The 26368-nt window shown below is 72.6% G+C and carries 25 protein-coding genes and 1 riboswitch; of the genes, 19 read left to right on the top strand and 6 right to left on the bottom strand.

What is annotated here, in order from left to right; genetic code table 11:
- Positions 1-24: 24 nt before the first annotated feature.
- The 4 genes from ABD191_RS16650 to dapB all read left to right on the top strand — a co-directional run bounded on the left by ABD191_RS16650 (position 25) and on the right by dapB (position 5815).
- The gene (locus ABD191_RS16650) at positions 25-2415 is read left to right on the top strand and encodes a polyribonucleotide nucleotidyltransferase (RefSeq protein WP_344082564.1); all 2391 of its coding nucleotides are present in this window, start codon (positions 25-27) and stop codon (positions 2413-2415) included.
- Positions 2416-2545: 130 nt separating this feature from the next.
- A complete protein-coding gene (locus tag ABD191_RS16655; protein WP_344082566.1) occupies positions 2546-3826 on the top strand; it encodes a M16 family metallopeptidase in 1281 nt (426 codons plus the stop codon).
- A gap of 31 nt (positions 3827-3857) precedes the next feature.
- Complete coding sequence (locus ABD191_RS16660) at positions 3858-5009, top strand: glycoside hydrolase family 6 protein (RefSeq protein ID WP_344082568.1); 1152 nt, start codon at positions 3858-3860, stop codon at positions 5007-5009.
- Positions 5010-5044: 35 nt separating this feature from the next.
- The gene (dapB, locus tag ABD191_RS16665) at positions 5045-5815 is read left to right on the top strand and encodes a 4-hydroxy-tetrahydrodipicolinate reductase (protein WP_344082570.1); all 771 of its coding nucleotides are present in this window, start codon (positions 5045-5047) and stop codon (positions 5813-5815) included.
- 61 nt (positions 5816-5876) lie between these two features.
- Here the strand turns inward: dapB and ABD191_RS16670 are convergent, their stop codons facing one another.
- Both ABD191_RS16670 and ABD191_RS16675 read right to left on the bottom strand, forming a co-directional pair.
- Positions 5877-6929, bottom strand: coding sequence for an LppM family (lipo)protein (locus tag ABD191_RS16670; protein WP_344082572.1), 1053 nt, complete (start codon positions 6927-6929; stop codon positions 5877-5879).
- Positions 6930-6952: 23 nt separating this feature from the next.
- Positions 6953-7513 carry a GNAT family N-acetyltransferase gene (locus ABD191_RS16675; protein WP_344082574.1) on the bottom strand — a complete coding sequence of 187 codons (561 nt, stop codon included), beginning with the start codon at positions 7511-7513 and terminating at the stop codon, positions 6953-6955.
- Between the two features lie 53 nt (positions 7514-7566).
- Between ABD191_RS16675 and ABD191_RS16680 the strand changes: the two genes are divergently transcribed.
- The 3 genes from ABD191_RS16680 to ABD191_RS16690 are packed head-to-tail and all read left to right on the top strand — an operon-like array spanning position 7567 to position 10606.
- Positions 7567-8781: a glycosyltransferase 87 family protein gene (locus ABD191_RS16680; RefSeq protein ID WP_344082576.1), complete on the top strand. Its 1215-nt coding sequence runs from the start codon at positions 7567-7569 to the stop codon at positions 8779-8781.
- 37 nt (positions 8782-8818) lie between these two features.
- Positions 8819-10042 (top strand): winged helix-turn-helix domain-containing protein, encoded by a 1224-nt coding sequence (locus ABD191_RS16685; protein WP_425560733.1) that lies wholly within the window; start codon positions 8819-8821, stop codon positions 10040-10042.
- Positions 10043-10045: 3 nt separating this feature from the next.
- Positions 10046-10606, top strand: a complete 561-nt coding sequence (locus tag ABD191_RS16690; RefSeq protein WP_344082578.1) for a DUF2752 domain-containing protein — start codon at positions 10046-10048, stop codon at positions 10604-10606.
- 66 nt (positions 10607-10672) lie between these two features.
- Here ABD191_RS16690 and ABD191_RS16695 read toward each other — a convergent pair whose 3' ends face one another.
- Together ABD191_RS16695 and ABD191_RS16700 are read right to left on the bottom strand one after the other, a co-directional pair.
- On the bottom strand, positions 10673-11494 hold the full coding sequence (locus tag ABD191_RS16695; RefSeq protein ID WP_344082580.1) for a DUF4097 family beta strand repeat-containing protein: 822 nt from the start codon (positions 11492-11494) through the stop codon (positions 10673-10675).
- Between the two features lie 18 nt (positions 11495-11512).
- Positions 11513-12136 (bottom strand): toxin-antitoxin system HicB family antitoxin, encoded by a 624-nt coding sequence (locus ABD191_RS16700; RefSeq protein ID WP_344082582.1) that lies wholly within the window; start codon positions 12134-12136, stop codon positions 11513-11515.
- A 129-nt stretch (positions 12137-12265) separates the two neighbouring features.
- Between ABD191_RS16700 and thyX the strand changes: the two genes are divergently transcribed.
- From thyX to ABD191_RS16715, 3 genes are all read left to right on the top strand, one after another.
- On the top strand, positions 12266-13009 hold the full coding sequence (gene thyX / locus ABD191_RS16705; protein ID WP_344082668.1) for an FAD-dependent thymidylate synthase: 744 nt from the start codon (positions 12266-12268) through the stop codon (positions 13007-13009).
- Positions 13010-13232: 223 nt separating this feature from the next.
- Positions 13233-14153 (top strand): 4-hydroxy-tetrahydrodipicolinate synthase, encoded by a 921-nt coding sequence (gene dapA, locus ABD191_RS16710; protein ID WP_344082584.1) that lies wholly within the window; start codon positions 13233-13235, stop codon positions 14151-14153.
- A complete protein-coding gene (locus ABD191_RS16715; protein WP_344082586.1) occupies positions 14150-15838 on the top strand; it encodes a ribonuclease J in 1689 nt (562 codons plus the stop codon). The genes dapA and ABD191_RS16715 overlap by 4 nt, the downstream gene beginning before the upstream one ends.
- 11 nt (positions 15839-15849) lie before the next feature.
- Here the strand turns inward: ABD191_RS16715 and ABD191_RS16720 are convergent, their stop codons facing one another.
- Positions 15850-16113: a helix-turn-helix domain-containing protein gene (locus ABD191_RS16720; RefSeq protein WP_344082588.1), complete on the bottom strand. Its 264-nt coding sequence runs from the start codon at positions 16111-16113 to the stop codon at positions 15850-15852.
- Positions 16114-16148: 35 nt separating this feature from the next.
- Here ABD191_RS16720 and map point away from each other — a divergent pair, with 35 nt between their 5' ends.
- Complete coding sequence (gene map / locus ABD191_RS16725) at positions 16149-16916, top strand: type I methionyl aminopeptidase (protein WP_344082590.1); 768 nt, start codon at positions 16149-16151, stop codon at positions 16914-16916.
- A 71-nt stretch (positions 16917-16987) separates the two neighbouring features.
- Positions 16988-19540, top strand: coding sequence for a DNA translocase FtsK (locus ABD191_RS16730; RefSeq protein WP_344082592.1), 2553 nt, complete (start codon positions 16988-16990; stop codon positions 19538-19540).
- Between the two features lie 191 nt (positions 19541-19731).
- Here ABD191_RS16730 and ABD191_RS16735 read toward each other — a convergent pair whose 3' ends face one another.
- Positions 19732-19986, bottom strand: a complete 255-nt coding sequence (locus ABD191_RS16735) for a CBU_0592 family membrane protein (protein WP_344082594.1) — start codon at positions 19984-19986, stop codon at positions 19732-19734.
- Positions 19987-19999: 13 nt separating this feature from the next.
- Positions 20000-20070: riboswitch (guanidine-III (ykkC-III) riboswitch) on the bottom strand.
- A gap of 123 nt (positions 20071-20193) precedes the next feature.
- On the opposite strand from ABD191_RS16735, the gene rimO reads away from it, so the two are divergent.
- From rimO to ABD191_RS16770, 7 genes are all read left to right on the top strand, one after another.
- A complete protein-coding gene (gene rimO / locus ABD191_RS16740; RefSeq protein WP_344082596.1) occupies positions 20194-21648 on the top strand; it encodes a 30S ribosomal protein S12 methylthiotransferase RimO in 1455 nt (484 codons plus the stop codon).
- The gene (pgsA, locus tag ABD191_RS16745; RefSeq protein ID WP_344082598.1) at positions 21645-22223 is read left to right on the top strand and encodes a CDP-diacylglycerol--glycerol-3-phosphate 3-phosphatidyltransferase; all 579 of its coding nucleotides are present in this window, start codon (positions 21645-21647) and stop codon (positions 22221-22223) included. Before rimO ends, pgsA begins: the two co-directional genes overlap by 4 nt.
- Positions 22224-22263: 40 nt before the next feature.
- On the top strand, positions 22264-22587 hold the full coding sequence (locus ABD191_RS16750) for a DMT family transporter (RefSeq protein ID WP_344082600.1): 324 nt from the start codon (positions 22264-22266) through the stop codon (positions 22585-22587).
- Positions 22588-22613: 26 nt separating this feature from the next.
- Positions 22614-23486 (top strand): arylamine N-acetyltransferase family protein, encoded by an 873-nt coding sequence (locus tag ABD191_RS16755; RefSeq protein ID WP_344082602.1) that lies wholly within the window; start codon positions 22614-22616, stop codon positions 23484-23486.
- A 5-nt stretch (positions 23487-23491) separates the two neighbouring features.
- Complete coding sequence (locus tag ABD191_RS16760) at positions 23492-23998, top strand: CinA family protein (RefSeq protein ID WP_344082604.1); 507 nt, start codon at positions 23492-23494, stop codon at positions 23996-23998.
- Between the two features lie 89 nt (positions 23999-24087).
- Complete coding sequence (locus ABD191_RS16765; RefSeq protein WP_344082606.1) at positions 24088-24486, top strand: helix-turn-helix domain-containing protein; 399 nt, start codon at positions 24088-24090, stop codon at positions 24484-24486.
- 48 nt (positions 24487-24534) lie between these two features.
- Positions 24535-26361, top strand: coding sequence for a substrate-binding domain-containing protein (locus tag ABD191_RS16770; RefSeq protein ID WP_344082608.1), 1827 nt, complete (start codon positions 24535-24537; stop codon positions 26359-26361).
- The last annotated feature ends 7 nt before the right edge of the window (positions 26362-26368 follow it).

Consider the following 26368-nt stretch of genomic DNA (forward strand, 5'->3'; position numbering starts at 1 on the left):
CACATTGAGGGAGTTCATCCACACATGACCGAGCAGACCAATCTCGGCACCCAGCACAGCAAGGCGATCATCGACAACGGGTCGTTCGGCACCCGCGAGATCGTGTTCTCCACCGGCCGCCTCGCCCGGCAGGCCGCCGGCTCCGTCCTCGCGCAGCTCGACGACACCGTCGTGCTCTCGGCGACCACGGTCGGCAAGCACCCGAAGGACCAGTTCGACTTCTTCCCGCTGACGGTCGACGTCGAGGAGCGGATGTACGCCGCGGGCCGCATCCCGGGCTCGTTCTTCCGCCGCGAGGGCCGGCCCAGCGAGGACGCGATCCTCACCTGCCGGCTCATCGACCGGCCGCTGCGTCCCAGCTTCGTCAAGGGCCTGCGCAACGAGGTCCAGGTCGTCTGCACCGTCCTCGCGCTGGATCCCGCCCACCCCTACGACGTCGTGGCGATCAACGCCGCCTCGATGTCGACGAAGCTGTCGGGCCTGCCGTTCTCCGGCCCGATCGGCGCCACCCGCGTCGCGCACGTCGACGGCACCTGGGTCGCCTTCCCGACCAACGAGGAGCTGGAGCGGGCCACGTTCGACATGGTCGTGGCCGGCCGCACGCTGCCCGACGGTGAGGTCGCGATCATGATGGTCGAGGCCGAGGCCACCGACCACACGGTCAACCTCGTGGCCGGCGGCGCGACCGCCCCGACCGAGGAGGTCGTGGCGAGCGGCCTGGAGGCCGCCAAGCCCGCCATCCGTGAGCTGTGCCGCGCCCAGGACGAGCTGGCCGCCGTGGCCGCGAAGCCGACCGCCGAGTTCCCGGTGTTCCTGGACTACCAGGACGACGTGTTCGCGGCCGTGGACGCCGCGGCCCGCGCCGAGACCGCCGAGGCCCTCAAGATCGCCGGCAAGGCGGAGCGCGAGGAGGCGCTCGACCGGATCAAGGAGCGGGTGCTCGAGCAGCTCGCGCCCCAGTTCGAGGGTCGCGAGAAGGAGATCACCGCGGCGTTCCGGTCGGTCACCAAGAAGGAGGTCCGGGCCCGCGTCCTGCGCGAGCAGATCCGCATGGACGGCCGCGGCCTGCGCGACATCCGTCCGCTGACCGCCGAGGTCGGCGTGCTGCCGCGGGTGCACGGCTCAGCCATCTTCGAGCGCGGCGAGACCCAGATCCTGGGCGTCACCACGCTCAACATGCTGCGCCTGGAGCAGACCCTTGACACCCTTGGCCTGGCCAAGACCAAGCGCTACATGCACAACTACAACTTCCCGCCGTACTCCACGGGTGAGACCGGCCGCGTCGGCTCGCCGAAGCGCCGCGAGATCGGCCACGGCGCGCTGGCCGAGCGGGCGCTGCTGCCCGTGCTGCCCACGCGCGAGGAGTTCCCGTACGCGATCCGCCAGGTGTCCGAGGCCCTCGGCTCCAACGGCTCGACGTCCATGGGCTCGGTCTGCGCCAGCACGATGGCGCTGCTGAGCGCCGGCGTGCCGCTCAAGGCGCCGGTCGCCGGCATCGCCATGGGCCTCATCTCCGACGAGGTCGACGGCAAGACCACCTACGTGACGCTGACGGACATCCTCGGCGCCGAGGACGCGTTCGGCGACATGGACTTCAAGGTGGCCGGCACCCGCGACTTCGTGACCGCCCTGCAGCTGGACACCAAGCTCGACGGCATCCCGTCGGACGTGCTGGCCGGCGCCCTGCAGCAGGCGTACGAGGCCCGTCAGGCGATCCTCGACGTGATGAGCGAGGCCATCGGCGCGCCGGCGAACATGTCGGACTACGCGCCTCGCGTCACCACCGTCAAGATCCCGGTCGACAAGATCGGTGCGGTCATCGGGCCCAAGGGTCAGATGATCAACGCGATCCAGGACGAGACCGGCGCCGACATCACCATCGAGGACGACGGCACGATCTACGTCGGCGCGACCGACGGCCCGAGCGCCCAGGCGGCGGTCGACCGGATCAACGCCATCGCCAACCCGACCCTGCCGAAGGTGGGCGACCGCTTCCTCGGCACCGTGGTGAAGACGGCCGCGTTCGGCGCCTTCATCTCGCTGATGCCGGGCCGCGACGGCCTGCTGCACATCTCCAAGGTGGGCGACGGCAAGCGGGTGGAGAAGGTCGAGGACTTCCTCAACGTCGGCGACAAGGTCGAGGTCGAGATCGCCGAGATCGACTCGCGCGGCAAGATCTATCTGGACAAGGTGCGGCCGGAGGGCGCGCCCGCGCCCGAGGGCGCGGAGCGGCCCGCCCGCGAGCGTGGCGACCGCGGCGACCGTGGCCCGCGCGACCGCGACCGCGGCGACCGGGGTCCCCGTGGCGACCGCGGCCCGCGCGAGGACCGTGGTCCGCGCGAGGAGCGTGCCCCCCGGGAGGGTGGCGAGGGCGACGAGGGCGGCGAGCGCCGCCGTCGCACCCGGCACAGCTAGTCACACGTACCAGGTCAGGGAGTAGGACACAGTGCGGGTTTCCCGCGGCGACATCAGCAGCACGGGGCGGGCGCGGTCTTTCGACCGCGCCCGCCGCGGTCCTGCCGGCAATGCGCGCGCCCACGACAGCATGGGTGGCGACGACCGGCTCGGCGGGACCGTCGGGCGCACCGTGCTGCCCAACGGCGTGCGCGTGCTCACCGAGGCCATCCCGGCGATGCGCAGCGTGTCGGTCGGCATGTGGGTGCCGATCGGGTCGCGCGACGAGTCGCCCGAGCTGGGCGGCGTCTCGCACTTCCTGGAGCACCTGCTGTTCAAGGGGACCCGCCGGCGCACCGCCCTGGACATCTCGTCGACCATCGAGGCCGTCGGCGGCGAGACCAACGCCTTCACCACGAAGGAGTACACCTGCTACTACGCCCGGGTCCTGGACGCGGACCTGCCGCTGGCCATCGACGTCATGGGCGACCTGCTCACCGACTCGGTGCTCGCGGCGGCCGACGTCGAGACCGAGCGCGGGGTGATCCTCGAAGAGATCGCCATGCATGACGACGAGCCCGACGACGAGGTGCACGACCTGTTCGCCGAGGCCGTCTACGGCGAGCACCCGCTGGGCAGGCTCGTCTCCGGCACGCCCACGACCATCGGCGCGATGAGCCGGCGGTCCATTCTGGACTTCTACGAGGAGCGTTACCGGGGTCCGGCTCTCGTGGTCGCGGCCGCGGGCAACCTCGACCACGACACCGTCGTACGCCTGGTCGAGGACGTGATCGGCCGCGCGGACCGGTTCGCCGCCCCGGCCGCCCCGCTGCCGCGTCGCGCCGACCCGGCGCCCGAACAGTCCCCGGCCCCGCGGGTGCTCGTCCGCGAGAAGGACACCGAGCAGGCCCACGTGCTCCTCGGGTGCCCGGCGCTGAGCCGCGACGACGAGCGGCGCTTCGCGCTGGGCGTCCTCAACAACGTGGTCGGTGGCGGCATGTCGGCGCGGCTGTTCCAGGAGATCCGCGAGAAGCGCGGGCTGGCGTACTCGATCTACTCCTACACCGCGCAGTACTCCGGCAGCGGCCTGTTCGGCGTGTACGCCGGATGCGCGGCGGGCAAGGTCGACGAGGTGCTCGCCCTGGCCCGCGAGCAGCTGGCCGCCGTGGCGGCCGACGGGCTCACCGACGAGGAGGTGCGCCGGGGCAAGGGGATGCTCAAGGGCGCGCTGGTGCTCGGCCTGGAGGACACCGGTTCGCGGATGACCCGGCTGGCCAAGAGCGAGATGCTCTACGACGAGCTGCTGTCGGTCAACGACCTGCTGGCGCGGGTCGACGCGGTCACGCCCGACGACGTGCGCGCGGTCGCCGCCGAGGTGCTGACCCGCCCCATGTCCCTTGCCGCGATCGGGTCCTCGCTGCCCGACCTGTAACCTGTGGGTGCCCCCACCCCTCGGGAGATCCGTGACCCTGACCCGGCAGTCGCCCCCGCCGACCGAGCGGAGGGTCGCCTCGCACCGGCGCAAGCCGAGTCACCCGCCCGGCATGTGGCTGGGCGTGGCAGCCACGCTCGCCCTCCTGGCCGCGGCGGTCGTCGTGGTGCTCACCACGGGCTCGGACCCCGTGCCGCCCGGCACGGCCGCGTCGGAGACGGGTGGCCCGGTGACGTCCGGGGCGGCGCCGTCCGGCACGGCCAGACCCTCCGCCAGCGCCAAGCCGTCAGCGAGTCCCAAGGCCTCGGCGTCCGCGTCCGGCAACCCGCTCGCGGGCGTCAGGTTCTACGGGCCCAACGACAACGCCGCCGGCCAGGCCCGCGCGTGGGAGGCCGGCCGCCCGGCCGACGCCGCCATCATGCGGCAGATGGCGTCGACACCGGTGGCCATCTGGTTCGGCGAGTGGAACGCCGACCCGACCGGCGACGTGCGCACGGTGATCTCCGCGGCCAAAGCGCAGGGTGCCGTGCCCGTCCTGGTCGCCTACAACATGCCGCACCGCGACTGCGGTGGGCACTCGGGCGGCGGCGCCGCCAGCGACGCGGCGTACAAGACGTGGATCACGAAGTTCGCCGCCGGGGTCGGCTCCGACAAGGCCGTGGTGATCCTCGAACCGGACGCGCTCGCGCAGCTGTGCGGCGACGTGGAGGCCCGCTACGCCAACCTCAGGCACGCGGTCGACAGGCTGTCGCGCACGGGCGCCGTCACCTACCTCGACGCCGGGCACGCCAACTGGCTCAGCGCCGGCGAGATGGCGTCGCGGCTGAAGAAGGCCGGTGTGGCCGAGGCGCGCGGCTTCGCGCTCAACGTCTCCAACTTCGTCACCACCGCCAAGTCGGGTGAGTACGGCGAATCGCTCGCGGCCATGCTGCCCGGCGACCACGGGTACGTCATCGACACCAGCCGCAACGGCAATGGCGCGAGCGGGGAGTGGTGCAACCCGCCCGGGCGCGCCCTCGGGGCGAAGCCGACCGGCAAGACGAAGTACAAGAACGCCGACGCGTACCTGTGGGTGAAGGTCGTGGGCGAGTCCGACGGTGAGTGCAACGGCGGCCCGGCGGCCGGGCAGTGGATGCCGGAGTACGCGCTCGAGCTCGCGAAGTCGGCGGGCTGGAAGGCTTGAGTCGCTCCGCGCGGCCTTTCCGATAGGTTGGGCCGGTGACTGAGGAACTGCAACCGGCCGAGCCCATCCGCGTCGGCGTCCTGGGCGCGCGCGGCCGCATGGGCGCCGAGGCGTGCCGCGCGGTGGACGCCGCGCCCGACCTGGAGCTCGTGGCCATGGTCGACGCCGGCGACTGGCTGTTCAACATCGCCGACGCCGGCGCCGACGTGGTCATCGACTTCACCACGCCCGACATCGTCATGGATCACCTGCACTGGTGCATCGACCAGAACATCAACGTGGTCGTGGGCACGAGCGGCTTCACGGAGACGCGCTACGAGCGGGTCCGCCAGTGGCTGTCCCACAAACCCGACCTCGGCGTGATCATCGCGCCGAACTTCGCGGTGGGCGCCGTGCTCATGATGGAGTTCGCCGCCAGGGCGGCGCGCTGGTTCGAGTCCGTGGAGATCGTCGAGATGCACCACCCGCAGAAGGTGGACGCGCCGAGCGGCACCGCCCTGCGTACGGCGGAGCTGATCGCGGCGGCGCGCGAGGAGGCCGGCCTGGGCCCGGTGCCCGACGCCACCAAAGAGGAGATGCTCGGCGCCCGCGGCAGCGACGTCGGCGGCGTGCGGGTGCACTCGCTGCGCGCCACCGGGCTCGTCGCCCACCAGGAGGTGCTCTTCGGCACGGGCGGGGAGACGCTGACCATCCGGCACGACTCGTACGACCGCAAGTCGTTCATGCCCGGGGTGCTGCTGGCCGTCCGCGCGGCGACCAGGCGGCCGGGGCTCACCGTGGGGCTGGGGCCGCTGCTCGGCCTCTAGCCCGAATGACGAGGGGCCGGTGGCGCGATCGCGCCACCGGCCCCTCGTCGTCAGCGTTGCGTCACGCGCCGGGCTGGTTCGGCGGCCAGCCGCCCTGCTGCGGCGGCTGGTACGGCTGGGTCTGCTGGTAGCCCTGACCCTGCTGCGGCGGGTACTGCGGCTGCTGCGGCGGGTAGTTCGGCTGCTGCGGCTGCGGGTAGCCCTGGCCCTGCTGGCCGCCGTAGACGCCGCCGCCGGACTGCGGGGCCACCGGGGAACCCGGAGCGGGGTAGCCGCCGGGCTGCGGGGCCGTCGGGTAGCCGGCGGGCGAGCCGGTCGGGGCGGGGTAGCCGCCGGGGGAACCGGGGTAGCCGCCCTGGGCGGGCGCCGGGTACCCGGCCTGCGCGCCGTAGGCGTCCGTCGGGTACGCGGGCTGCTTCTTGCGGCGGCTCAGCAGCACGATCACCACGATGATGATGATCAGCAGCAGGACGCCGCCGCCGACCGCGGCCGCGATGAGCGTCGTGTTCGAGGAGGAGCCGCCGGTGAGCGCGGCGAGCCCGGAGGCCTCCTCCGCCACGGCCTTGAGTTCGGTCTTCTCGCCGGCCTTCGGCTTCCACGTGACCGTGGTGCCGTTCAGCTCACCGTTGTGCTCGCGAACCTTGCCGGGGAACGTGATCGCGATCTTGATGTCGAGCGAGCCCATCATCGCCGCTGTGGTGGGATCGTCGTTCTTGATCTCGGTCAGGTCCATCGTGCCGGTGACGGTGTACGTCTTGGCGGCCTTGTCGTGGACGATCTTCAACTCGTCGGCGTCCGAGTTGTCGGACATCTTGTCCAGCGGCGTCTTGTCGAAGATGTACTTCTTCCCGACGAACGTGCCGTCGTCGTACTTCTCGCTGGTGACGCCCGGCTCGTCCGGGGCGTCCTTCGTCATCTCGTCGACGAGTTGATCTTCGGTCTGACCGCTCATGGCGGCGAGCTTCTTGTCGACAGCCATGATCATGGTGCCGTTGACGTAGTCGCCTTCGATCTTGAAGTCGACGTTCATCTTCATGCATCCGGTCATGACAAACAGAACGGCGGCGGCGACTAGCGCGCCCGCGCCGGTGCGGATGGCTCTGCGGGTCTTCACGGCTGATCAGCTTGCCAGATGCTTCACGTTAAGCCCGCATGCAGTCGTGATTGCGGCACTAGCAGGTCGTCGACGTCAAGAGCGCGGGTGGTCCCGTCCGGCGCCCAGCCGGCCGACTCCAGGAAGCGCAGCATCGCGACGTCCGCGTCGAACGCCCACGCCAACGCCGTGGTGAAGCCGTCCTCGCGCCACAGGTCCGCGCTCGCGGCGAGCAGCCGGCTGCCGTGCCCACGCCGCTGCCAGCGGGGCTCGACCAGCAGGTCGGTGATGGACACCACACCTGGGCCGAGGTCCTCGAGCGCCTCGTCGGGGGCCAGCGCCGCCTCGTCGGCGTCGCCCGAGGCCGCGAAGCCGACCAGGTAAGATCCTTGAGCCTGCTCCACCGCGACCAGCACGCGGTGGCGCGGCGACGGCGGCTCGGTGATGGCGGCCAGCCACTGCTGCGCCATCCACTCCTCGCCCAGTTCGTCGAGGACCCGCCGGGGCAGCATCCGCTTGTAGGCGTGCCGCCATGTGCTGAGCTGAATTCGCGCGATCTCGCCGGCGTCGTCGGGACGCGCGTCGCGGACATACCCGAGCGCCATGATTGGTGAGCCTACGGGCGTGGGTACGGCGCGGGAGCAGGAGGGAGGGGTCGATGGCGTGGCGGCGGGTGACCGCGGTGGTCGGTCTGGCCCTGATCGCGGGCGCCTTCGCGGCCGTCGCGTCCGCCCGGCACGGCTTCTTCGACCTGCGCGTCTACTACGGCGCGATCAACTACTGGGTGTCCGGGCAGGGCCCGCTCTACGACTTCGTCGTGCCCAACAGCTACTACGGCTTCACGTACCCGCCGTTCGCCGCCCTCGTCATGTCGCCCATGGCGCTGCTCAGCCTGACGGCCACCCAGGTCGTCAGCGTCACCGCCACCGTGCCCGCGACCCTGCTCGTGCTCTGGTGGCTGCTGTCACCCACGGTGCGCCGCGAAGGCTGGACCCCCTGGTACGCCCTCGGGCTCGCGGCCGCGCTGACCATCGCGGTCGAGCCGGTCCGCGAGACGGTCAACTTCGGGCAGGTCAACCTGCTGCTGCTCGCGCTCGTCGGCGCCGACCTGCTGCTGGGCGTGGCGCGCGGGCGACGCTGGGCCGGCGTCGGCATCGGGCTGGCCACCGCGATCAAGCTCACCCCGGGCATCTTCATCGTGTACCTGCTGGTGACGAAGCGGTGGCGGGCCGCCATCGTGGCCGCCGCCACGGCGGCCGGCGCGACGGTCCTGGCCGCCGTCGTGACCCCCGACATGTCGATGGTGTTCTGGACCGAGGCCCTCTGGAACACCGACCGGGTCGGTGACCTGGCCTTCATCTCCAACCAGTCGCTGCAGGGCGCGGTCGCCCGGCTCAATCCCGACCACCCCTCGACCGCGCTGTGGGGGCTGCTCGTCCTCGCCTGCCTCGCGGTGTGGGCCGTGCGCTGCCGGCGCGCCGTCGCGGCCGGCGACGAGCTCACCGGGTTCGCGCTCACCGGCGTGCTGGGCTGCCTCATCAGCCCGGTGACCTGGGTGCACCACCTCGTCTGGCTCGGCCCGGCGCTGGTCCTGCTGATCGACCGCGCCGCCGCGGCGACCACCACCCGTCGCCGCGCCGGCCTGCTCGCCTTCTTCGGCGCGGTGTACGTGCTGCTGTGCAGCCGCCTCGTCTGGGAGTTCAGCGACGCGTACGACACCCCGGTCGGCTGGCTGCTGTCCAACGCGTACGTCTGGGCCAGCCTCGCCCTGCTCGTCGGCCTGCCGGTGCGCGCGACCGCCGAGCGTGTCGCGGACATCGAGGTCCTCGAACCGGTCGTGGCGCGCCCGCGGACGGTCGCTCAGCGCCCGTAGCGGCCCTGTGTCGGACCCGGCGGCTAGCCTGCTGGCGATGTCCGACTCCCTCTCGCTCTCCCAGGCCCGGCGCATCGCGCTGGCCGCCCAGGGGTTCGCCGACCGCCGCCCTACCGGGACACCCGGCCGCGCGCACCTGCGCCGCGTCGTCGGGCGCACCGGCGTGATCCAGATGGACTCGGTCAACGTCCTGCAGCGCGCGCATTACCTGCCGCTGTTCAGCCGGCTGGGCGCCTATCCGACCACGCTGCTCGACAACGCCGCCTACCGCCGCCCGCGCGAGCTGTTCGAGTACTGGGGGCATGCCGCGTCCCTGCTGCCGGTGACGCTGCAGCCGCTGCTGCGCTGGCGGATGGCTCGGGCCCGCGACGACGCGTGGGGCGGCATGCGCCGCATCGCCACCGAGCGGCCGGACTTCGTCCGCTGGGTCCGCGACGAGGTGGCCGAGAAGGGGCCGGTGACGGCCGCCGAGGTCGAGCAGGACGCCCGCCGGCCGAAGACCGACTGGGGCTGGAACTGGTCGGAGGCCAAACACGCCCTCGAATACCTCTTCTGGTGCGGAGAGATCTCGGCGGCCACCCGCGACGGCGCCTTCGCCCGCAGGTACGACCTGACGGAGCGCGTCCTGCCGAAGGCCGTGCTGGACACGCCCACGCCCAGCGACGCGGACGCGTACCGGGAACTGATGCGGATCTCCGCGGCGGCGCTGGGGGTGGCCGCGGACGTCGAGTTGCGCGACTACTTCCGGCTGCCGGTCGAGGGCGCCCGGCGGGCGGTCGCCGAGCTGGTCGAGGAGGGCACGCTGCGACCGGTCACGGTGGCCGGCTGGCGGCGTAGGGCGTACCTGTACGCGGACGCGAAGCTGCCCCGGAAGATCAACGCGGCCACGCTGGTGAGCCCGTTCGACCCGCTGATCTGGGAGCGCGACCGCACGGAGCGGCTGTTCGACTTCTTCTACCGCATCGAGATCTACGTGCCGGCCCACCTGCGGGTGCACGGTTACTACGTGCTGCCGTTCCTGCTGGGCGACGGGCTGGTCGCCCGGGTGGACCTCAAGGCCGACCGGCGCGCGGGCGTGCTGCGGGTGCCGGGCGCCTGGCTGGAGCCCGGCCGGCCGGTCGCCGACGTGGCGCCGGCGCTCGCCCGGGCGCTCGGCGACCTCGCCGCGTGGCTCGAACTGGGCGAGATCGCCCCGCCCGAGGCGGGTGACCTCGCGCCGGCGCTCGCGGCCGCACTGCGGCGATCGGGAGGTACGGTGTAGGGCGTGACGCAGACGCTGGCCGGCGGTGGTTCCGGCGCCCCCGACGCGGGCTCCCCACACCACGACCACGAGCACTACGCGGGCGCCTATCCGATGCCGCAGTACGTGGCACCACCCGTGGGCCGGTTCGCCCGCGCCGTGAGCGGTTTCGTCAACTGGCTGCCCGGCTGGGCCGGCCCGGTCGGCGTGGCCGCGTGCTTCGCGGGCGGCGCGGCACTGGTGCTCGCCACCGACCCCACGGACTCGAACGCGTCCAGCATGCCCACCTGCGTGATCAAGCTGACGACCGGCTTCGACTGCCCCGGCTGCGGCGGCACGCGCGCGTTCTACTACCTGATGCACGCCAACCTGCCGGCCGCCGCCCGCCACCACGCCCTCGCGGTGTTCGCGGCGCCGTTCATCGTCTGGATCTACGTGGCGTGGTTCGCGCAGGCCGCGTTCGGCCGCACGCTGCCCGCGCCGCGCATCACGTCCAAGGTGGTGGCCATCTTCCTGGGCATCTGGATGGTGTTCACCGTCCTGCGCAACCTGCCCTGGGCGCCTTTCACCTGGCTGTACGTCTAGCGCGCCGGGGTCGAGGGGGCCGACCCGGTCCCCGGGAACGGGGCCGACCCCCACGACGCGGCGCGGTCAGGACGCGGCCGTAGGGACCGCCGTGTGGACGCGGATGGTGCCGCTCAGGGAGCGCACCTGCAGGCGGACGGGCTGGCCGGAGGCGGGCGCGCCGGTCGGGGTGAGTTCGCTGCGCGCGTCGCCCGACAGCGAATGCAGGTCCAGCCAGACGGGCGTGCCCGCCGGCACCCCGAGCACCACGTCCCCGCTCGCCGTATTGATCTTCACGTCGGCGCGGACCGCGCCGAGGCGCACCTCGGCGGCAGCCGACTTGATGTTGACGCTGCCGGCGACCTCGCCGACGGACACGTCGCCGCTGGCGCTGTTCACCGACAGGGCCTCGCCGACCCACCGGGCCGCGACATCGCCGGAACCGGTGATCACGCGCAGCGAGCCGCCGACCGTACCGGCGTTGACGCCGCCGCTGCCCGTGGTCGCCGACACCTCGCCGGTGGCCTCACCGAGGGTCAGGTCGCCCGAGCCGCTCTGCAGGCTCACGTCGCGCAGCTGGCCCTCGCAGCGGACGTCCGAGGAGCCCGAGCGGGCCCGCAGGGACGAGCCCACCGGCATCCGGACCTCCACGCGCAGTTTCGCGCCGCGCCGCAGCGGCCAGCCGCCCGCGAGGTCGGGCGCCTCGACGAGCAGCTCGTCGCCGCGCAGCTCCACCTTCGTACGCTCGGCCGCGGAGCGGCCGGCCTCGTTGTCGTCGATCGGGGTGACCGTGACGCCGGCGCTCGCGCGCTCCTCGGCGGTCACGGTGATCAGGCCCGCGCCGAGCTTCACCACGGCGGTCAGCGGCGACGCGGTCGGGAACTCGTACTGGTTGTGATGGGCGGTCATGGTTCGCTCCTCGTTTCCTCAGGCCTGGGCGTAGCCGGTGACGTGGTGCCCCGGCCCATGGGTGGCGCGGCCGGTGCCCGGCCACTGGGTGCCCGGCCACTGCGGGCCGCCCGGCCAGCCGGGGGGCGGGGTGGGCCCGGGGCCCCAGCCGCCGGGTGGCGGCGGCATCGGCGGCGGGCCGCTGAGGACGGCGTTGACCGCCCGTACCAGCCAGGTGTTGACCGAGACGCCCTCGGCCGCGGCGGCGCGCTCCACGGCGGCCTTGAGCCCTTCGGGGATGCGCAGGGTGATGCGGGCGACGTCGCCCGTCTCGGCTTCCGGGGCGCCGGTGGGCGGGGTCGCGTTCGGCGCGGCCCCGTCAGCGCCGGACTCCGGCGGCGCGGCCGGGGGCGGGGTCGCGGCCGGTGGGGTCACCACGAACTGCGCGTCGCGGCCCCGCAGGCGAACCTCCACGCTCGGTCCGTCGAGCCGCGAGGTGATCTCGGCGGCCGCGTCCGTGAGCGCCTCCAGCAGCACCAGCCGGGCCGGAGCCTCGAGTGCGCCCGTGATCAGGTCCGCCGCGCGGGCCACCTCGGGCCCTCCCGGGGCGGCCGCCGCGTTCAGGTCGCGGCGCAGACCTTCGAGGTACGTCGTCAGATCCATGACGCCATCATGACATCATCCATGGCGTCATCACAACGGCACTTTGGCGTCACGTGTCCGGGCTGTGGGAGGGTGCGTGCCGGATAGAGGTCCTCTGGCCAGGCGGGCTACTGTGTCGCCATGCCGGAGATGGTCGAGCCGCAGGTGACGCTCATTGGATACACCCACTTCGATCCGCCGGCGGGGGTGCCGTGGTCGACGGACGCCGAGGGCGGGCAGGCGCTGGCGGAGTTCGCCGGCCGCGCGTGCTACCAGTCGTGGTCCAAGCCGAACCCGGCCACGGCGACCAACGCCGGCTACCTCGCGCACATCCTCGAGGTGGGCCACCTGTCCGTGCTGGAGCACGGCGTGGTGACGTTCTACTTCACCGGGGTGTCGCGCTCGTTCACCCATGAGCTGATCCGCCACCGCCATTTCTCGTACTCGCAGCTGTCCCAGCGGTACGTGCCGGAACGGCAGGCGGCCATGATCGAGCCGGACGTGATCGCGGACGACCCGGAACTGCACAAGCTGTTCGTGGCTGCGACGGAGGCGAGCGTGCAGGCGTACAACGACCTGCTCGCGGGCCTGGAGAACCGCTTCGCGGAGGTGGAGAACGCGACCCTGCGTCGCAAGCAGGCCCGGCAGGCCGCGCGCGCGGTGCTGCCCAACGCGACCGAGACGCGCATCGTGGTGACCGGCAACTACCGGGCCTGGCGGCACTTCATCGCGATGCGCGCCACCGAGCACGCCGACGTGGAGATCCGCGAGCTCGCCGTGGAGTGCCTGCGCCAGCTCAAGAACGTGGCGCCGAACGTCTTCGCCGACTTCACGATCTCCTCCCTGCCGGACGGCACGGAGATCGCGGCCAGCCCGCTGGCCCACGAGGGCTGACGCGGACGGCTGTCCGTTACCAGACAGTTACGCGCCGGTGGTGGACCCCCGGCGAGCAGCAGGTTTCGGCTGTTGGGGCGGCCTCATTCGGGACAAAACCTCGTGTCGCGCGGTCGGTGCCGAAAATGCGGCGCGGCGCGCCCACGCGGGCGGGCCGCGACGGTTGCCCACAGTCGCCGATACGGCCCCGAGGCGCGGGCGAGGGTCCGCTAGGTTTATGTGCATGACGCACGCCATCGACGCGCCGCGGCCGTTCGGCCGCCTGATCACCGCCATGGTCACCCCCATGCGGGACGACGGCGCCCTTGATCTCGACGGCGCCGCGCGGCTGGCCGCCCACCTCGTTGACAATCAGCACAACGACACTCTGATCATCAGTGGCACCGCCGGCGAGTCGCCGACCACGACCGACGCCGAAAAGGACGCGCTGCTGCGCGTCGTCCTGGAAACCGTGGGCGACCGCGCGCAGGTGGTGGCCGGGGTCGGCACGTACGACACCCAGCACACGATCGAGCTGGCCCGCGCGGCCGAGAAGGCGGGCGCGCACGGGCTGCTCGTCGTCACGCCGTTCTACAACAAGCCCCCGCAGGCGGGCCTGCTGCGCCATTTCACCGCCGTGGCCGACGCGACCGGCGTGCCGGTGATGGTCTACGACGTTCCGCACCGCACCAGCCTCGCCATCGCCACCGAGACCCTGGTGCGCCTCGCCGAGCACGACCGCATCGTGGCCGTCAAGGACGCCAAGTGCGACCTGACCGCCGCCTCGTGGGTGCTCAAGCGCACCGACCTGGCGTTCTACTCGGGCGAGGACTCGCTGACCCTGCCGATGCTGTCGGTGGGCGCCGTCGGGGTGGTGGGCACGTCGACGCACTTCACGGGCGTACTCACCAAGCTCATGATCGAGGCGTACGCGGACGGTGACGTGGCGACGGCGCTCGACCTGCACCGGCGTCTCCTGCCGTTGTTCACCGGGATCTTCCGCGCGCCGGGGACCATCCTCGTGAAGGCCGGGCTCAACGAGATCGGCCTGCCGGCGGGGCCGGTGCGCTCGCCGCTGATCGACGCGACCGAGGCCGAGGTCGAGCAGTTGCGCGCCGACTGCGCCGACGCGGGCCTGCCGCTGGAGCGGGGGACCACGGCATGACAGAGGCACATCTGGACCTTGACGCGCCCCCGCCGCTGCCGAAGGGCGGGCTGCGGGTGATCCCGCTGGGCGGGCTGGGCGCCATCGGCCGCAACATGACCGTCTTCGAGTACGACGGGAAGCTGTTGATCGTCGACTGCGGCGTGCTGTTCCCGGACGTGGACCAGCCCGGCGTCGACCTGATCCTGCCCGACTTCACCTCGATCCTCGGCCGCCTCGACGACGTGCAGGCGATCGTGCTCACCCACGGGCACGAGGACCACATCGGCGCGGTGCCCTACCTACTGGCGCACAAGCCGGACATCCCGATCGTGGGCTCGCGGTTCACCCTGGCGCTGGTCGAGGCGAAGCTCGCCGAGCGCCGCATCGAGCCCTACACGCTGACGGTCGACGCCGGCCAGGGGGAGCGGCTGGGGCCGTTCGCCTGCGAGTTCTTCGCGGTCAACCACTCGATCCCGGACGCGCTCGCGGTCGCCATCAAGACGCCGGCCGGCACGGTGCTGCACACCGGCGACTTCAAGATGGACCAGCTGCCCCTCGACGGGCGCATCACGGACCTCGCGGGCTTCGCCCGCCTCGGCGCCGAGGGCGTGGCGCTGCTGCTGTCCGACTCGACGAACGCCGAGATCCCCGGTTTCGTGACCCCGGAGCGCGAGATCGGCCCCGTCCTCGACTCCATTTTCGCGAAGGCGACCGGGCGCATCATCGTGGCGTCCTTCGCCTCGCACGTGCACCGCGTGCAGCAGGTCCTGGAGGCCGCGCACGCGCACGGGCGCAAGGTGGCCTTCATCGGCCGCTCCATGGTGCGCAACATGGGCATCGCGCGCGACCTCGGGCTGCTGCGCATCCCGGGCGGTCTGGTCGTCGGCCTCGACGACGCCACCAACCTGCCGCCCCACCAGATCGTGCTCATGTCGACCGGTTCGCAGGGCGAGCCGATGAGCGCGCTGGGTCGCATGGCCACGGGCGACCACCGGCACATCTCGGTCGGCGCGGGCGACACGGTCGTGCTGGCCAGCTCGCTTGTGCCCGGCAACGAGACCGCGGTCTACCGGGTCATCAACCAGCTCTCGCGCGCCGGCGCGTTCGTCGTGCACAAGGACGTCGCGAAGGTCCACGTGTCCGGCCACTCGCCGGCCGGCGAGCTGCTCTACCTGCTCAACGTCGTCAAGCCGCGCAACTTCATGCCGGTGCACGGCGAGTGGCGCCACCTGCGCGCGCACGCCCGGCTGGGCGTCGAGGCGGGCGTGGACCCGGAGCGCGTCGTGCTCTGCGAGGACGGCGACGTCGTCGACCTCGTCGACGGCAAGGCGGCCGTGGTCGGCCACGTGAAGAGCCGCTACGTGTATGTGGACGGGCTGGCCGTCGGCGACGTGGGCGAGAGCCTGCTCACCGAGCGGCGCATCCTCGGTGACGGCGGTTTCATCTCCGCGACCGTCGTGGTCGACTCGGTGACCGGCAAGGTCGTGGGCGGCCCGACGGTCTCGGCGAAGGGCTTCTCCGAGGACCCGGCCGTCTTCGACGCGGTCCTGCCGCTGGTCACGGAGGCGCTCAACCGCGCGGCCGAGGACAACATCACGGACGTCCACCAGCTGCAACAGGTCGTGCGCCGCACCGTGGGCCGCTGGGTCAACGAGACCTACCGGCGCCGTCCGATGATCGTCCCCACGGTCGTCGAGGTCTAGCCCGCGGCGCCCTACGAGGCCAGGGCCTCCTGGGGCGGGGACAGCAGGTCCGCCAGGTCATTGAGATCGATGTCGAGTACCCGGGCCAGCGCCGCGACCGTGAAGAAGGCGGGCGTGGCGATGGCCCCACGCTCGATCTTGCGCAGGGTGTCCAGCGAGATCCCGGCGGCGAGCGCCACCTCGGCGGCGCTGCGGGCGCCGCGGGCCCGTTGCAGCGTGCGGCCGAGGGCGAGGCCGCGCTCGCGCTCCTCGGCGGTCAGGGGGGTACGCACCATGCGTCGATTGTAATCCTGGTATTAAAATACTCGGCATGGTGACGTTGAAGTCGGCCGCGGAGATCGCGGCCATGCGCGAGGCGGGCCGGGTCGTGGCCCGGGCGCTCGCCGCGGTGGCGGCCGCCGCGCGGCCCGGGGTACGCCTGATCGAGCTCGACGAGCTGGCCGCCGCGGTGATCGCCGAGGCCGGCGCGAAGCCGTCGTTCCTCGGGTACCACCCGGCGTGGGCGCCCACGCCGTACCCGGGGGTGGTGTGCCTGTCGGTGAACGACCAGATCGTGCACGGCATCCCGACCCGGCGGGCCCTCGTCGAGGGTGACCTGCTCTCGATCGACTGCGGCGCCCATGTCGACGGGTACCACGGCGACGCGGCCGTCACGGTGCCCATCGGCACGATCGACGACGCGTCCGCACACCTCGCGGCCACCGCGGAGGAGGCGCTGGCCGCCGGCATCGCGGCCGCCCGCCCCGGCAACCGGATCGGCGACATCTCGCGCGCGATCCAGCAGCTCGTCGAGTCCCACGGGTACGGGCTGCCCGCCGGGATGGGCGGGCACGGCATCGGCACGGCCATGCACGAGGAACCGGACGTGCCCAACACCGGCCGCCCCGGCCGGGGCCGGCCCCTCGTCGAAGGCCTCGTCATCGCGATCGAGCCGATGCTCATGGCCGGCGGCGGGCGGCGGTGCGCCACGGCCGACGACGGCTGGACGATCGTCACGGTGGACGGCAGCCGGGCGGCGCACGCCGAGCACACCGTGGCCATCACCGCGGACGGTCCGGTCATCCTCACGGTGCCCTGACCGCCGGGGCCACCCGCAGCGAGCGCGCGTCGTAGCGGGGGATCGTGGCCCTTTCCCGCTACCGTGTGACCATGGCGGGCCGTACCTCTCCGGCGAGCCGGCGCTCCGGCGCCGCCTCGTCGCGTGGTTCTGCCGCCGCACGGTCCACATCGGCCCGTAAGGCCGCGGCCACCCGCGCCACGAACACCCGCGCGAGCGCCGCCCAGGGGCGGCGGGCGACCGCCCGGCGCGCCTCGACCGCCCGCCGCCGCACGGCCGGCGGCCCACTGTCCTATCTGGGCGCCGCGATCGGCAGCGTGTGGATGGGCCTCGCGCACGCGGTCGGGTGGAGCTTCCGCGCCGTGGGCCGGCAGGCCGCGACCGCGCGCGACCTCGACCCCGAGCACCGCCGCGACGGCGCCGGTCTGGTCCTGCTCGCCCTGTCGACGATCCTCGCCGTGGCCGTCTGGTTCGGCTCGGCCGGCCCGGTCGGCGACTGGCTGGCCAAGGCGGCCCGGTTCAGCATCGGCGAGCTGGCCAAGGTGCTGCCGCTGCTGCTGCTCGTGGGAGCGGTGCGGCTCATGCGCGTGCCGCCCGACGAGGAGCACCACCGGGGTCGCGGGCTGGTCGGCTGGGGCGCCCTCGGCCTCGCCGCAGCCGGCCTGCTGCACCTGGGCAAGAAGCAGCCCACGGACGCGTGGCTCATCGAGCACGCGGGCGGGTGGGTCGGGCGCGGCGTGGGCACCGGCCTCGCGACCGCGGTCACCGGGTACGTGGCCGTGCCGCTGCTCATCCTGTTCGGCGTCTTCGGCGTCCTGGTGCTCACGGCCACCCCGGTCAACCAGGTGCCGCACCGGCTGTGGGCGCTGTGGAACTACCTTGTCGGCGCACCTCCGGAGTACGCCACGGAGGAGACGCCGCGCAACGCCACCGCGGCCGCCGACGCGGCCGCCGCGACTGTGCGCCGGCGTTCGGCCGGCGCCAAGCGCCGGCAGGCCGTCTTCGCCGACGAGGGCGACGAGGGCCTCGACGAGCCGCCGGTCGAGGAGTGGCACGAGACGGTCGCGCTGCCCCGGGTGCCGGCCCCCACGCCCCGGCCGGCCAAGCGCACCGCCCCGCCCGAGCACTCGCCCGCGCCGGCGAAGGCCGAGCAGCTCGCCCTCGCGCCGCTGGAGGGCGACTACAAGCTGCCCCCGGCGACCCTGCTGCGCCCCGGCGAGGCCGCGAAGGCCCGCAGCAAGGCCAACGACGAGGTCATCATCGCGCTGCAGGGCGTCTTCGAGCAGTTCGATGTGGACGCCGCCGTCACGGGCTTCACCCGCGGCCCGACGGTCACCCGCTACGAGGTCGAACTCGGCCACGGGGTCAAGGTCGAGCGCATCACCCAGCTCAGCCGCAACATCGCGTACGCGGTGAAGTCGCCGGACGTGCGCATCCTCAGCCCGATCCCCGGCAAGTCGGCCGTCGGCGTGGAGATCCCCAACACCGACCGGGAGAACGTCGCGCTCGGCGACGTGCTGCGCGCCCGGTCGGCCTCCGGCGACCACCACCCGCTGGTTGTCGGCCTGGGCAAGGACATCGAGGGCGGCTTCGTCGTGGCCAACCTGGCCAAGATGCCGCACATCCTCATCGCGGGCGCCACCGGCGCCGGCAAGTCCTCCTGCCTGAACTCCCTGCTGGTGTCGGTGCTCGCCCGGGCCACCCCCGACCAGGTGCGGCTGCTGCTCGTGGACCCCAAGCGGGTGGAACTCACCGCGTACGAGGGGATTCCGCACCTCGTCACGCCCATCGTGACGAACCCGAAGAAGGCCGCCGACGCGCTGGACTGGGTCGTGCGCGAGATGGAGATGCGCTACGACGACCTGGCCGCGGCCGGCGTGCGCCATGTCGACGACTACAACCGCAAGGTACGCGACGGCAAGATCACCGCCCCGCCCGGCAGCGAACGCGTCATCCGGCCGTACCCGTACCTGCTCGTCATCGTCGACGAGCTGGCCGACCTCATGATGGTCGCCCCCCGCGACGTCGAGGACTCCGTGGTACGCATCACGCAGCTCGCCCGGGCCGCCGGCATCCACCTCGTGCTCGCCACCCAGCGGCCGTCCGTCGACGTGGTCACCGGCCTGATCAAGGCCAACGTGCCGTCGCGGCTGGCGTTCGCCACCTCGTCGCTGGCCGACTCGCGGGTCATCCTCGACCAGCCGGGCGCCGAGAAGCTCATCGGCCGCGGCGACGGGCTGTTCCTGCCGATGGGCGCCTCCAAGCCGCAGCGCATCCAGGGTGCCTGGGTGAGCGAGGCCGAGATCGCCGACATCGTGAAGTTCTGCAAGGACCAGCGCGAGCCCGAGTTCCGCCCCGACGTGCTCACCAAGCCCGAGGAGACCAAGAAGAAGATCGACGAGGACATCGGCGACGACCTGGAGCTGCTGCTGCAGGCCGTCGAGCTCGTCGTCACCTCGCAGTTCGGCTCCACCTCGATGCTGCAGCGCAAGCTGCGCGTGGGTTTCGCCAAGGCCGGCCGCCTCATGGACCTCATGGAGACGCGCGGCGTCGTCGGACCGTCCGAGGGCTCCAAGGCCCGCGAGGTGCTCGTCAAGCCCGATCAGCTCGAGGAGATCCGCGCCCAGATCGCCGGCGACGGCTGACGCACACGCCCTACCTGCCGTCCGCCGCGCGCTCGCCCCACCCACCCCGACCCGCCGCCCCACCCACCCCACCCCACCCTCTCCGACGTTTGGGTGGTTCCGCGTGTTAACCCGCCCCGCGGATACGCGCGGAACCGCCCAAACGTCGGCCGGAGCGGGACGCGGAGGGCGAGGGGGTGAGGGTGCGCGGGTCAGTCCGCGGGGCGGGGGGTGTGGGGGCGGCGGGTGAGGCGGAACAGGGAGACCGCCGAGACGATCGTCCAGACGCCCTCCAGGAGGAGGAAGCCCCAGTCGCCGTCGACGGCCGCGACGACGGCGAGCACGCCCGCGCCGAGGACGTTGACCACGAGGTACGGCAGGGACCTGGGGTCGAGGCGGCCGAACTGGGCGGCCGTGAAGCCGGCGAGGATCAGCAGGGCGCCGACGACCTGCATGACTTCGGACATGACACACATCCACTGCGCACCGTCTTAGCGGGCCGGGTACGGTGTGCGGCTCGTCCGGGAGCGGACCGGGGACGTGGTCGCTCACATTCGAGGCTAGCCAATGGTGAGATCCCGGGCCAGCCCGGTGGGGCAGATCACCAGGCACGCGGCCACCCGAGGGGGGCACTCGCGGCGGGCCGGGTCGGGTCCGCCGGTAACCTTGTCGCAATGTCTGTCACCGATCACCCCACCGGCCGCCGGGTGGCGCTGCTCACCCTCGGCTGCGCGCGCAACGAGGTCGACTCCGAGGAGCTCGCCGCGCGCCTGCACGCCGACGGTTGGGACCTGGTCCCGGACGGGGACGGTGCGGACGTCATCGTCGTCAACACCTGCGGGTTCGTCGAGAAGGCCAAGCGCGACTCGATCGACACCCTGCTCGCGGCCCACGACTCGGGCGCGAAGGTGGTCGCCACGGGCTGCATGGCCGAGCGGTACGGCACGGAGCTGGCCGAGAGCCTGCCCGAGGCCGACGCGGTGCTGGGCTTCGACCACTACCCGCAGATCGGCCAGCGGCTGAGCGAGGTGCTCGCGGGCGACACGATCGCCTCCCACGCGCCGCGCGACCGGCGTACGTTGCTGCCCTTGACCCCGGTCGAGCGCCGCGCCGCGCCTGTCACGCTGCCCGGCCACGGCGCCGCGCTGCCGTTGGACGACGCGACCCCCAAGCACCTGCGCACGGTGCTGCGCCGCCGGCTCGACAGCGGGCCGGTGGCCTCGCTGAAGCTCGCGTCGGGGTGCGACCGGCGGTGCGCGTTCTGCGCCATCCCGAGCTTCCGGGGCGCGTTCGTGTCCCGGACGCCGGAGGAGATCCTGGCCGAGGCCGAGTGGCTCGCCGCCGACGGCGTGCGCGAGATCGTGCTGGTCAGCGAGAACTCGACCTCGTACGGCAAGGACCTGGGTGACCCGCGCGCCCTGGAGAAGCTGCTGCCGCAGCTGGCCGCGACCCGGGGGATCGTGCGGGTGCGGGTGTCCTACCTGCAGCCGGCCGAGACCCGGCCCGGGCTGGTCGAGACGATCGCCACGACCGACAAGGTCGCGCCGTACTTCGACCTGTCGTTCCAGCACTCCAGCGAGGCCGTGCTGCGTCGGATGCGCCGGTTCGGTTCCACCGACCGGTTCCTCGACCTTCTCAAGAGTGCCCGCGCCCTGGCCCCCGAGGCGGGCGCGCGGTCGAACTTCATCGTGGGCTTCCCGGGCGAGTCCCGGGCCGACGTGGCCGAGCTGGAGCGCTTCCTCACGGAGGCGCGCCTGGACGCGATCGGCGTGTTCGACTACAGCGACGAGGACGGCACGGAGGCGGCCGGGTTCACCGACAAGGTGTCGCCCGCGACGGTCAAGCGCCGGTACAACAGGATCAGCATGCTGGCCGAGGAGCTGTGCAACCAGCGGGCCACCGACCGGCTCGGCACCGAGGTCGAGGTGCTCGTCGAGTCGATCGGGGACGGCGTGATCGAGGGACGTGGGGCCCATCAGGCGCCCGAGGTGGACGGCTCGACAACGCTGAGCGCCAGCCTGCCGGGTCTCGCGGTCGGGGACCTCGTCCGAGCCAAGGTCACCGGTACCGACGGGGTGGACCTCGTCGCCGCGCCCATGGAGATCATCGACGCAGTCGGACGTCCATGAGCGAGCGCCCGCCGCTGGTGAACCTGGCCAACGGGCTCACCCTGCTGCGCATCGTGCTGGTCCCGATCTTCGTGCTGCTGGTCGTGGCCTCGGAGATGACGGACGAGAAGTTGCGGATCGCGGCCTGCCTCGCGTTCGGGGTGGCGTCGCTGACCGACTTCGTCGACGGCTGGATCGCCCGCACATGGAACCTGGTCACCTCGTTCGGGAAGGTCGCCGATCCGATCGCCGACAAGGCCCTCACGGGTACGGCCCTGGTGTTGCTGTCGCTCTACGACGCCCTCGCGTGGTGGGTGACCGTGGTGATCCTGGCCCGTGAGCTGGGCATCACGGCGCTGCGGTTCTGGGTGCTGCGCTACGAGGTGATGGCCGCGAGCCGGGGCGGCAAGGTCAAGACGGTGCTGCAGATCCTGGCCATCGCCTGGTACCTGTGGCCCATGCCGGCCGCCCTCGTCGTCGTCGGACACTGGATCATGGCGGCCGCCGTCGTCGTCACGGTCGCGACCGGGCTGGACTACGTCGTGTCCGTGGTACGAAAAAGCCGCGCGCGCCGCGCGGCGACCGTGCGTCACTGACCCCTCTTTTAGTACACTCGTACGAATCAGAGGAGGGCTCGTGGCCTACCTGTTCCTGTTCGGCGCCATCGCCACCGAGGTCTTCGGCACCAGCCTGCTGAAGGCGACCGAGGGCTTCACCCGGCCGGTGCCCACGGTGGCGATGTTCGCGGCGTACGCGGTGTCGTTCGCGTGCCTCGCGCAGGCCGTCAAGGGCATTGAGGTCGGCGTCGCGTACGCCGTGTGGGCGGGGCTGGGCACGGCGACGATCGTGGCGATCGGCGCGGTGTTCCTGGGCGAGCCGCTCAGCGTCGCGAAGGTCGCCGGGGTGCTGCTCGTCATCGCCGGTGTGGTGATCCTCAACCTCGGCGGGGCCACACACTGACGGACCGGGCCGCTAGCGTGGCACGCGTGGGCATCGACATCGCGGCATACCTGCGCCGGCTCGGTCTCGACGACGGCCCGGTCCCGCCGCCGTCCGTGGACTGGCTGACGCGCCTGCACCGCGCGCACGTGGCCCGGGTGCCGTACGAGAACCTGACCATCCAGCTCGGTCGGCCGCACGGCATCCACCGCGACGCCGCCGTGGGCCGGGTGCTCGCCGGTTCGGGCGGATACTGCTTCCACCTCAACGGCGCGTTCGCGCGCCTGCTCGGAGCGCTGGGCTTCGACGTGCGCCGCCACCTCGCCGGGGTGCAGCCCGCCACGTCGCCCGCGCCGGTCGGCGCGACCGGCAACCATCTGGCGCTGACCGTCCACGGCCTGCCCACGCCGGCCGAGCCGGCGGGCGTCTGGCTGGTGGACGTGGGCCTCGGCGACGGCCCGGCCGACCCGCTGCCGCTGCGCGCCGGGGAGTACGCCCAGGGGCCGTTCAGGTACGCGCTGGGGGAGTCTGCGGCGGCGCCCGGCGGGTGGCGCTTCGGTCACGATCCGCTGGGCAGCTTCATCGGCTTCGACATGGCGGGCGGGCTCGCGCCGGCCGGCGCGTTCGTGGACATGCACGCCTACCTGAGTACGTCGCCCGACTCGCCGTTCGTGCAGAAGGTGATCGTGCAGCGGCGCCGGGCGGCCGGCGCCGACCGGTTGCGCGGCTGCGTGTTCGAGCGGGTGACCGCCGACGGGGTGCGCGGGCACGACGTGACCGACCCCGGCGAGTGGTTCGCGATCCTGGCCGAGGTGTTCGGTCTCACCCTGCACGACACGGACCCGGACGAGCGCGCGGCGCTGTGGGACCGCACCTGGCGGGCGCACACCGTGTGGCGCGCCACGGAGGTGACAGCATGAGCGGCATGGGTAGCGCGCGGACCGCGGAGGCGGTGGACGCCGGTGGGTTGCCGGCGCGGGTGATCGAGGAGCTGGTGCAGCGCAAGGAGACGCTGGCGGTCGCCGAGTCGCTGACCGGCGGGCTGCTCGGCGCGACGCTGGTCGACGCGCCGGGCGCGAGCCGGGCGTTCCGCGGGGGCCTGATCGTCTACGCCACCGAGCTGAAGGCCGAGCTGGCGGGCGTACCAGATGATCTTCTGGAGGCGCGCGGGCCCGTGGACCCGGACGTGGCCGCGGCCCTGGCCGAGGGGGCGCGCGGGCGGTGCGGGGCCGACTGGGGCCTGGCCACGACGGGCGTCGCCGGCCCCGAACCGCAGGACGGCGTCCCGGTGGGGACGGTCTACATCGCGGTGGCCGGTCCGCGCACGCAGGTGCGCCGGCTCGAGATCGACGGCGAGCGCGCAGCTGTCCGATCGCGGACAGTCACATCCGCGTTACGCCTGGTACTGGAGATGTTGAGCGAGACCGGCTGAACTCGATCGACGTTAGGGATGTCGATGTCGCCCCGGGCGGGTACCCTTTCGGTCAACCTGGCGACACGGCGGGTGGAGGGGGTGTGGCGATGATCCTGCTGCGAAGGGTGATCGGCGACGCGCTGCGGGCCCGCCGGCTGCGCCAACAGCGCACTCTCCGCGAGGTGTCCACGGCGGCCAACGTCAGCCTGGGCTACCTCTCCGAGATCGAGCGCGGCCACAAGGAAGCCTCCAGCGAGCTGCTCGCCGCGATCTGCGACGCCCTCGGCGCGCAACTGTCCGACGTGCTGCGCGAGGCGAGCGACACCCTGGCCCTGGCCGAGCAGGTCAACCAGGTGCTCACCCCGACGCCCGACGGCGGCCTCACCGACGGCGACGTCACCGTCCAGGTGCACCGCGAGGGCCCGCTCAAGACCACGCTGCGCGCCACCCGCAACGGCCGGCCCACGCCGCCGGCCCCGCGCCAGCCGGAGCCGCTGGGCGTCTGACCAGCGCGTGCGCGCGTTTGTCACACTGGGGGGCCCACCCCTCGGAGGATGCCCGTGGTCTTCGACCAGCCCGCCCGGCGCCGCTCGCCGCTCCCCCTGATCATCGCGGTCGTCCTCGGCCTGGTGGCCGTCATCGGCGTGTACCTGTTCCTCAAGCCGTCCGACGGCACCACGGAGGCGGACAAGCCGCCGGTCAAGCGCGAGGGCTGCGTGGGGCTCACGGTCGCCGCGTCCAGCGAGAAGTCCGCGCTGCTCACCCAGATGGCCGGGGCGTACGCCGCCGCCGACCGGCGCTTCGACGGCAGGTGCGCGGACGTCACCGTCGTCTCCAAGGCCTCCGGCGGCGCGCTGGACGCCCTCGCGACCGGGTGGGAGCCGACCCGCGACGGCGGTGCCGTCCCGCAGGTGTGGACCCCGGCCGCGAGCTCCTGGGTGGCGCTGTTGCGCCAGCGCACCACCCAGGCGGACAGGCCCGACCTCGTGCCGGCCGGGCCGTTGCCGTCGATCGCGCAGACCCCGCTCGTGCTGGCCATGCCCAAGCCGATGGCCGAGGCGCTCGGTTGGCCCACCAAGCAGGTCGGCTGGACGGATGTGCTGAACCTGACCAAGGATCCGAACGGTTGGGCGAGCAAGGGGCACCCCGAGTGGGGCCGGTTCAAGCTCGGCAAGACCAACCCGCACTTCTCCACCTCCGGGCTGAACGCCACGATCGGCGCGTACTTCGCGGCCACCGGGCGGGCCAACGACCTGACGCTGGCCGACGTGGCCAAGCCGTCGGTCGTGTCGTTCGTCAAAGGCGTCGAGCAGGGCGTCGTCCACTACGGCGACACGACCCTGACCTTCCTGAGCAACCTCGCCGAGGCGGACGCGCGCGGGCAGGGCATGTCCTACGTCAGCGCGGTCGCCGTCGAGGAGAAGTCGGTCTACGACTACAACCAGGGCAACCCCACCGGCGACCCGGCGCTCGCCGGCAAGGGCCGCAAGCCGACCGTGCCGCTCGTGGCCATCTACCCCCGCGAGGGCACGTTGCTCTCGGACAACCCCTACGTGGTGCTGACCAGCGCCACCGAGGAGCAGAAGGCGGCCGCCGCGGACTTCCTCGCCTTCCTGCGTGAGCCGGCACAGCAGAACGCGTTCAAGGACTTCGCGTTCCGGGGCCATGACGGCTCGGCCGGCGCCGCCATCAGTACGGCCAACGGCCTGCTGCCCGAGGCGAAGTTCGCGGTGGTCAACCCGCCCGCGTCCCCCGTCGTGGCCAAGGTGCTCGAGGGCTGGGACGCCCAGCGCAAGCGGGCCCGCGTCCTGCTGGTGCTCGACACCTCCGGCTCCATGGAGGAGCTGACCAGCGGCGGCACCACCAAGCTGGAGCTCGCCAAGAAGGCGGCGCTGCAGGCGATCGGCATGTTCGCCAGGGACGACCAGGTGGGCCTGTGGGCCTTCTCCACCCCGCGCAGCGGGCAGACGCAGCCGTACCGGGAACTGGCGCCCATGGGCGACGTCGGCGCCAACGGCGCGGCGCTGCGCTCGGCGATCCAGGGCCTCGCGCCCGAGGGCGGCACCGCCCTCTACGCCAGTACGCGGGCCGCACAGGCCAAGATGGCCGCCGAGTTCGCGCCCGACCGGATCAACGCCGTGGTGGTGCTCACCGACGGCCGCAACGAGTACCCGCCGGACAACGACCTTCCCGGGCTGCTCGGCGCCATCGACGCCAGCCATGCCGAGAACGTCGTGCGGGTGTTCACGATCGCGTACGGGGAGCAGGCCGACCTGGAGACGCTGCAGTCGATCGCCAAGTCGTCGCGCGCGGCCGCGTACGACGCCCGCGACCCGGCCAGCATCGACAAGGTGCTCGTGGCGGTGTTGAGCAACTTCTAGCTGAGGC

The sequence above is a fragment of the Luedemannella helvata genome (assembly GCF_039528415.1).
GTDB lineage: Bacteria > Actinomycetota > Actinomycetes > Mycobacteriales > Micromonosporaceae > Luedemannella > Luedemannella helvata.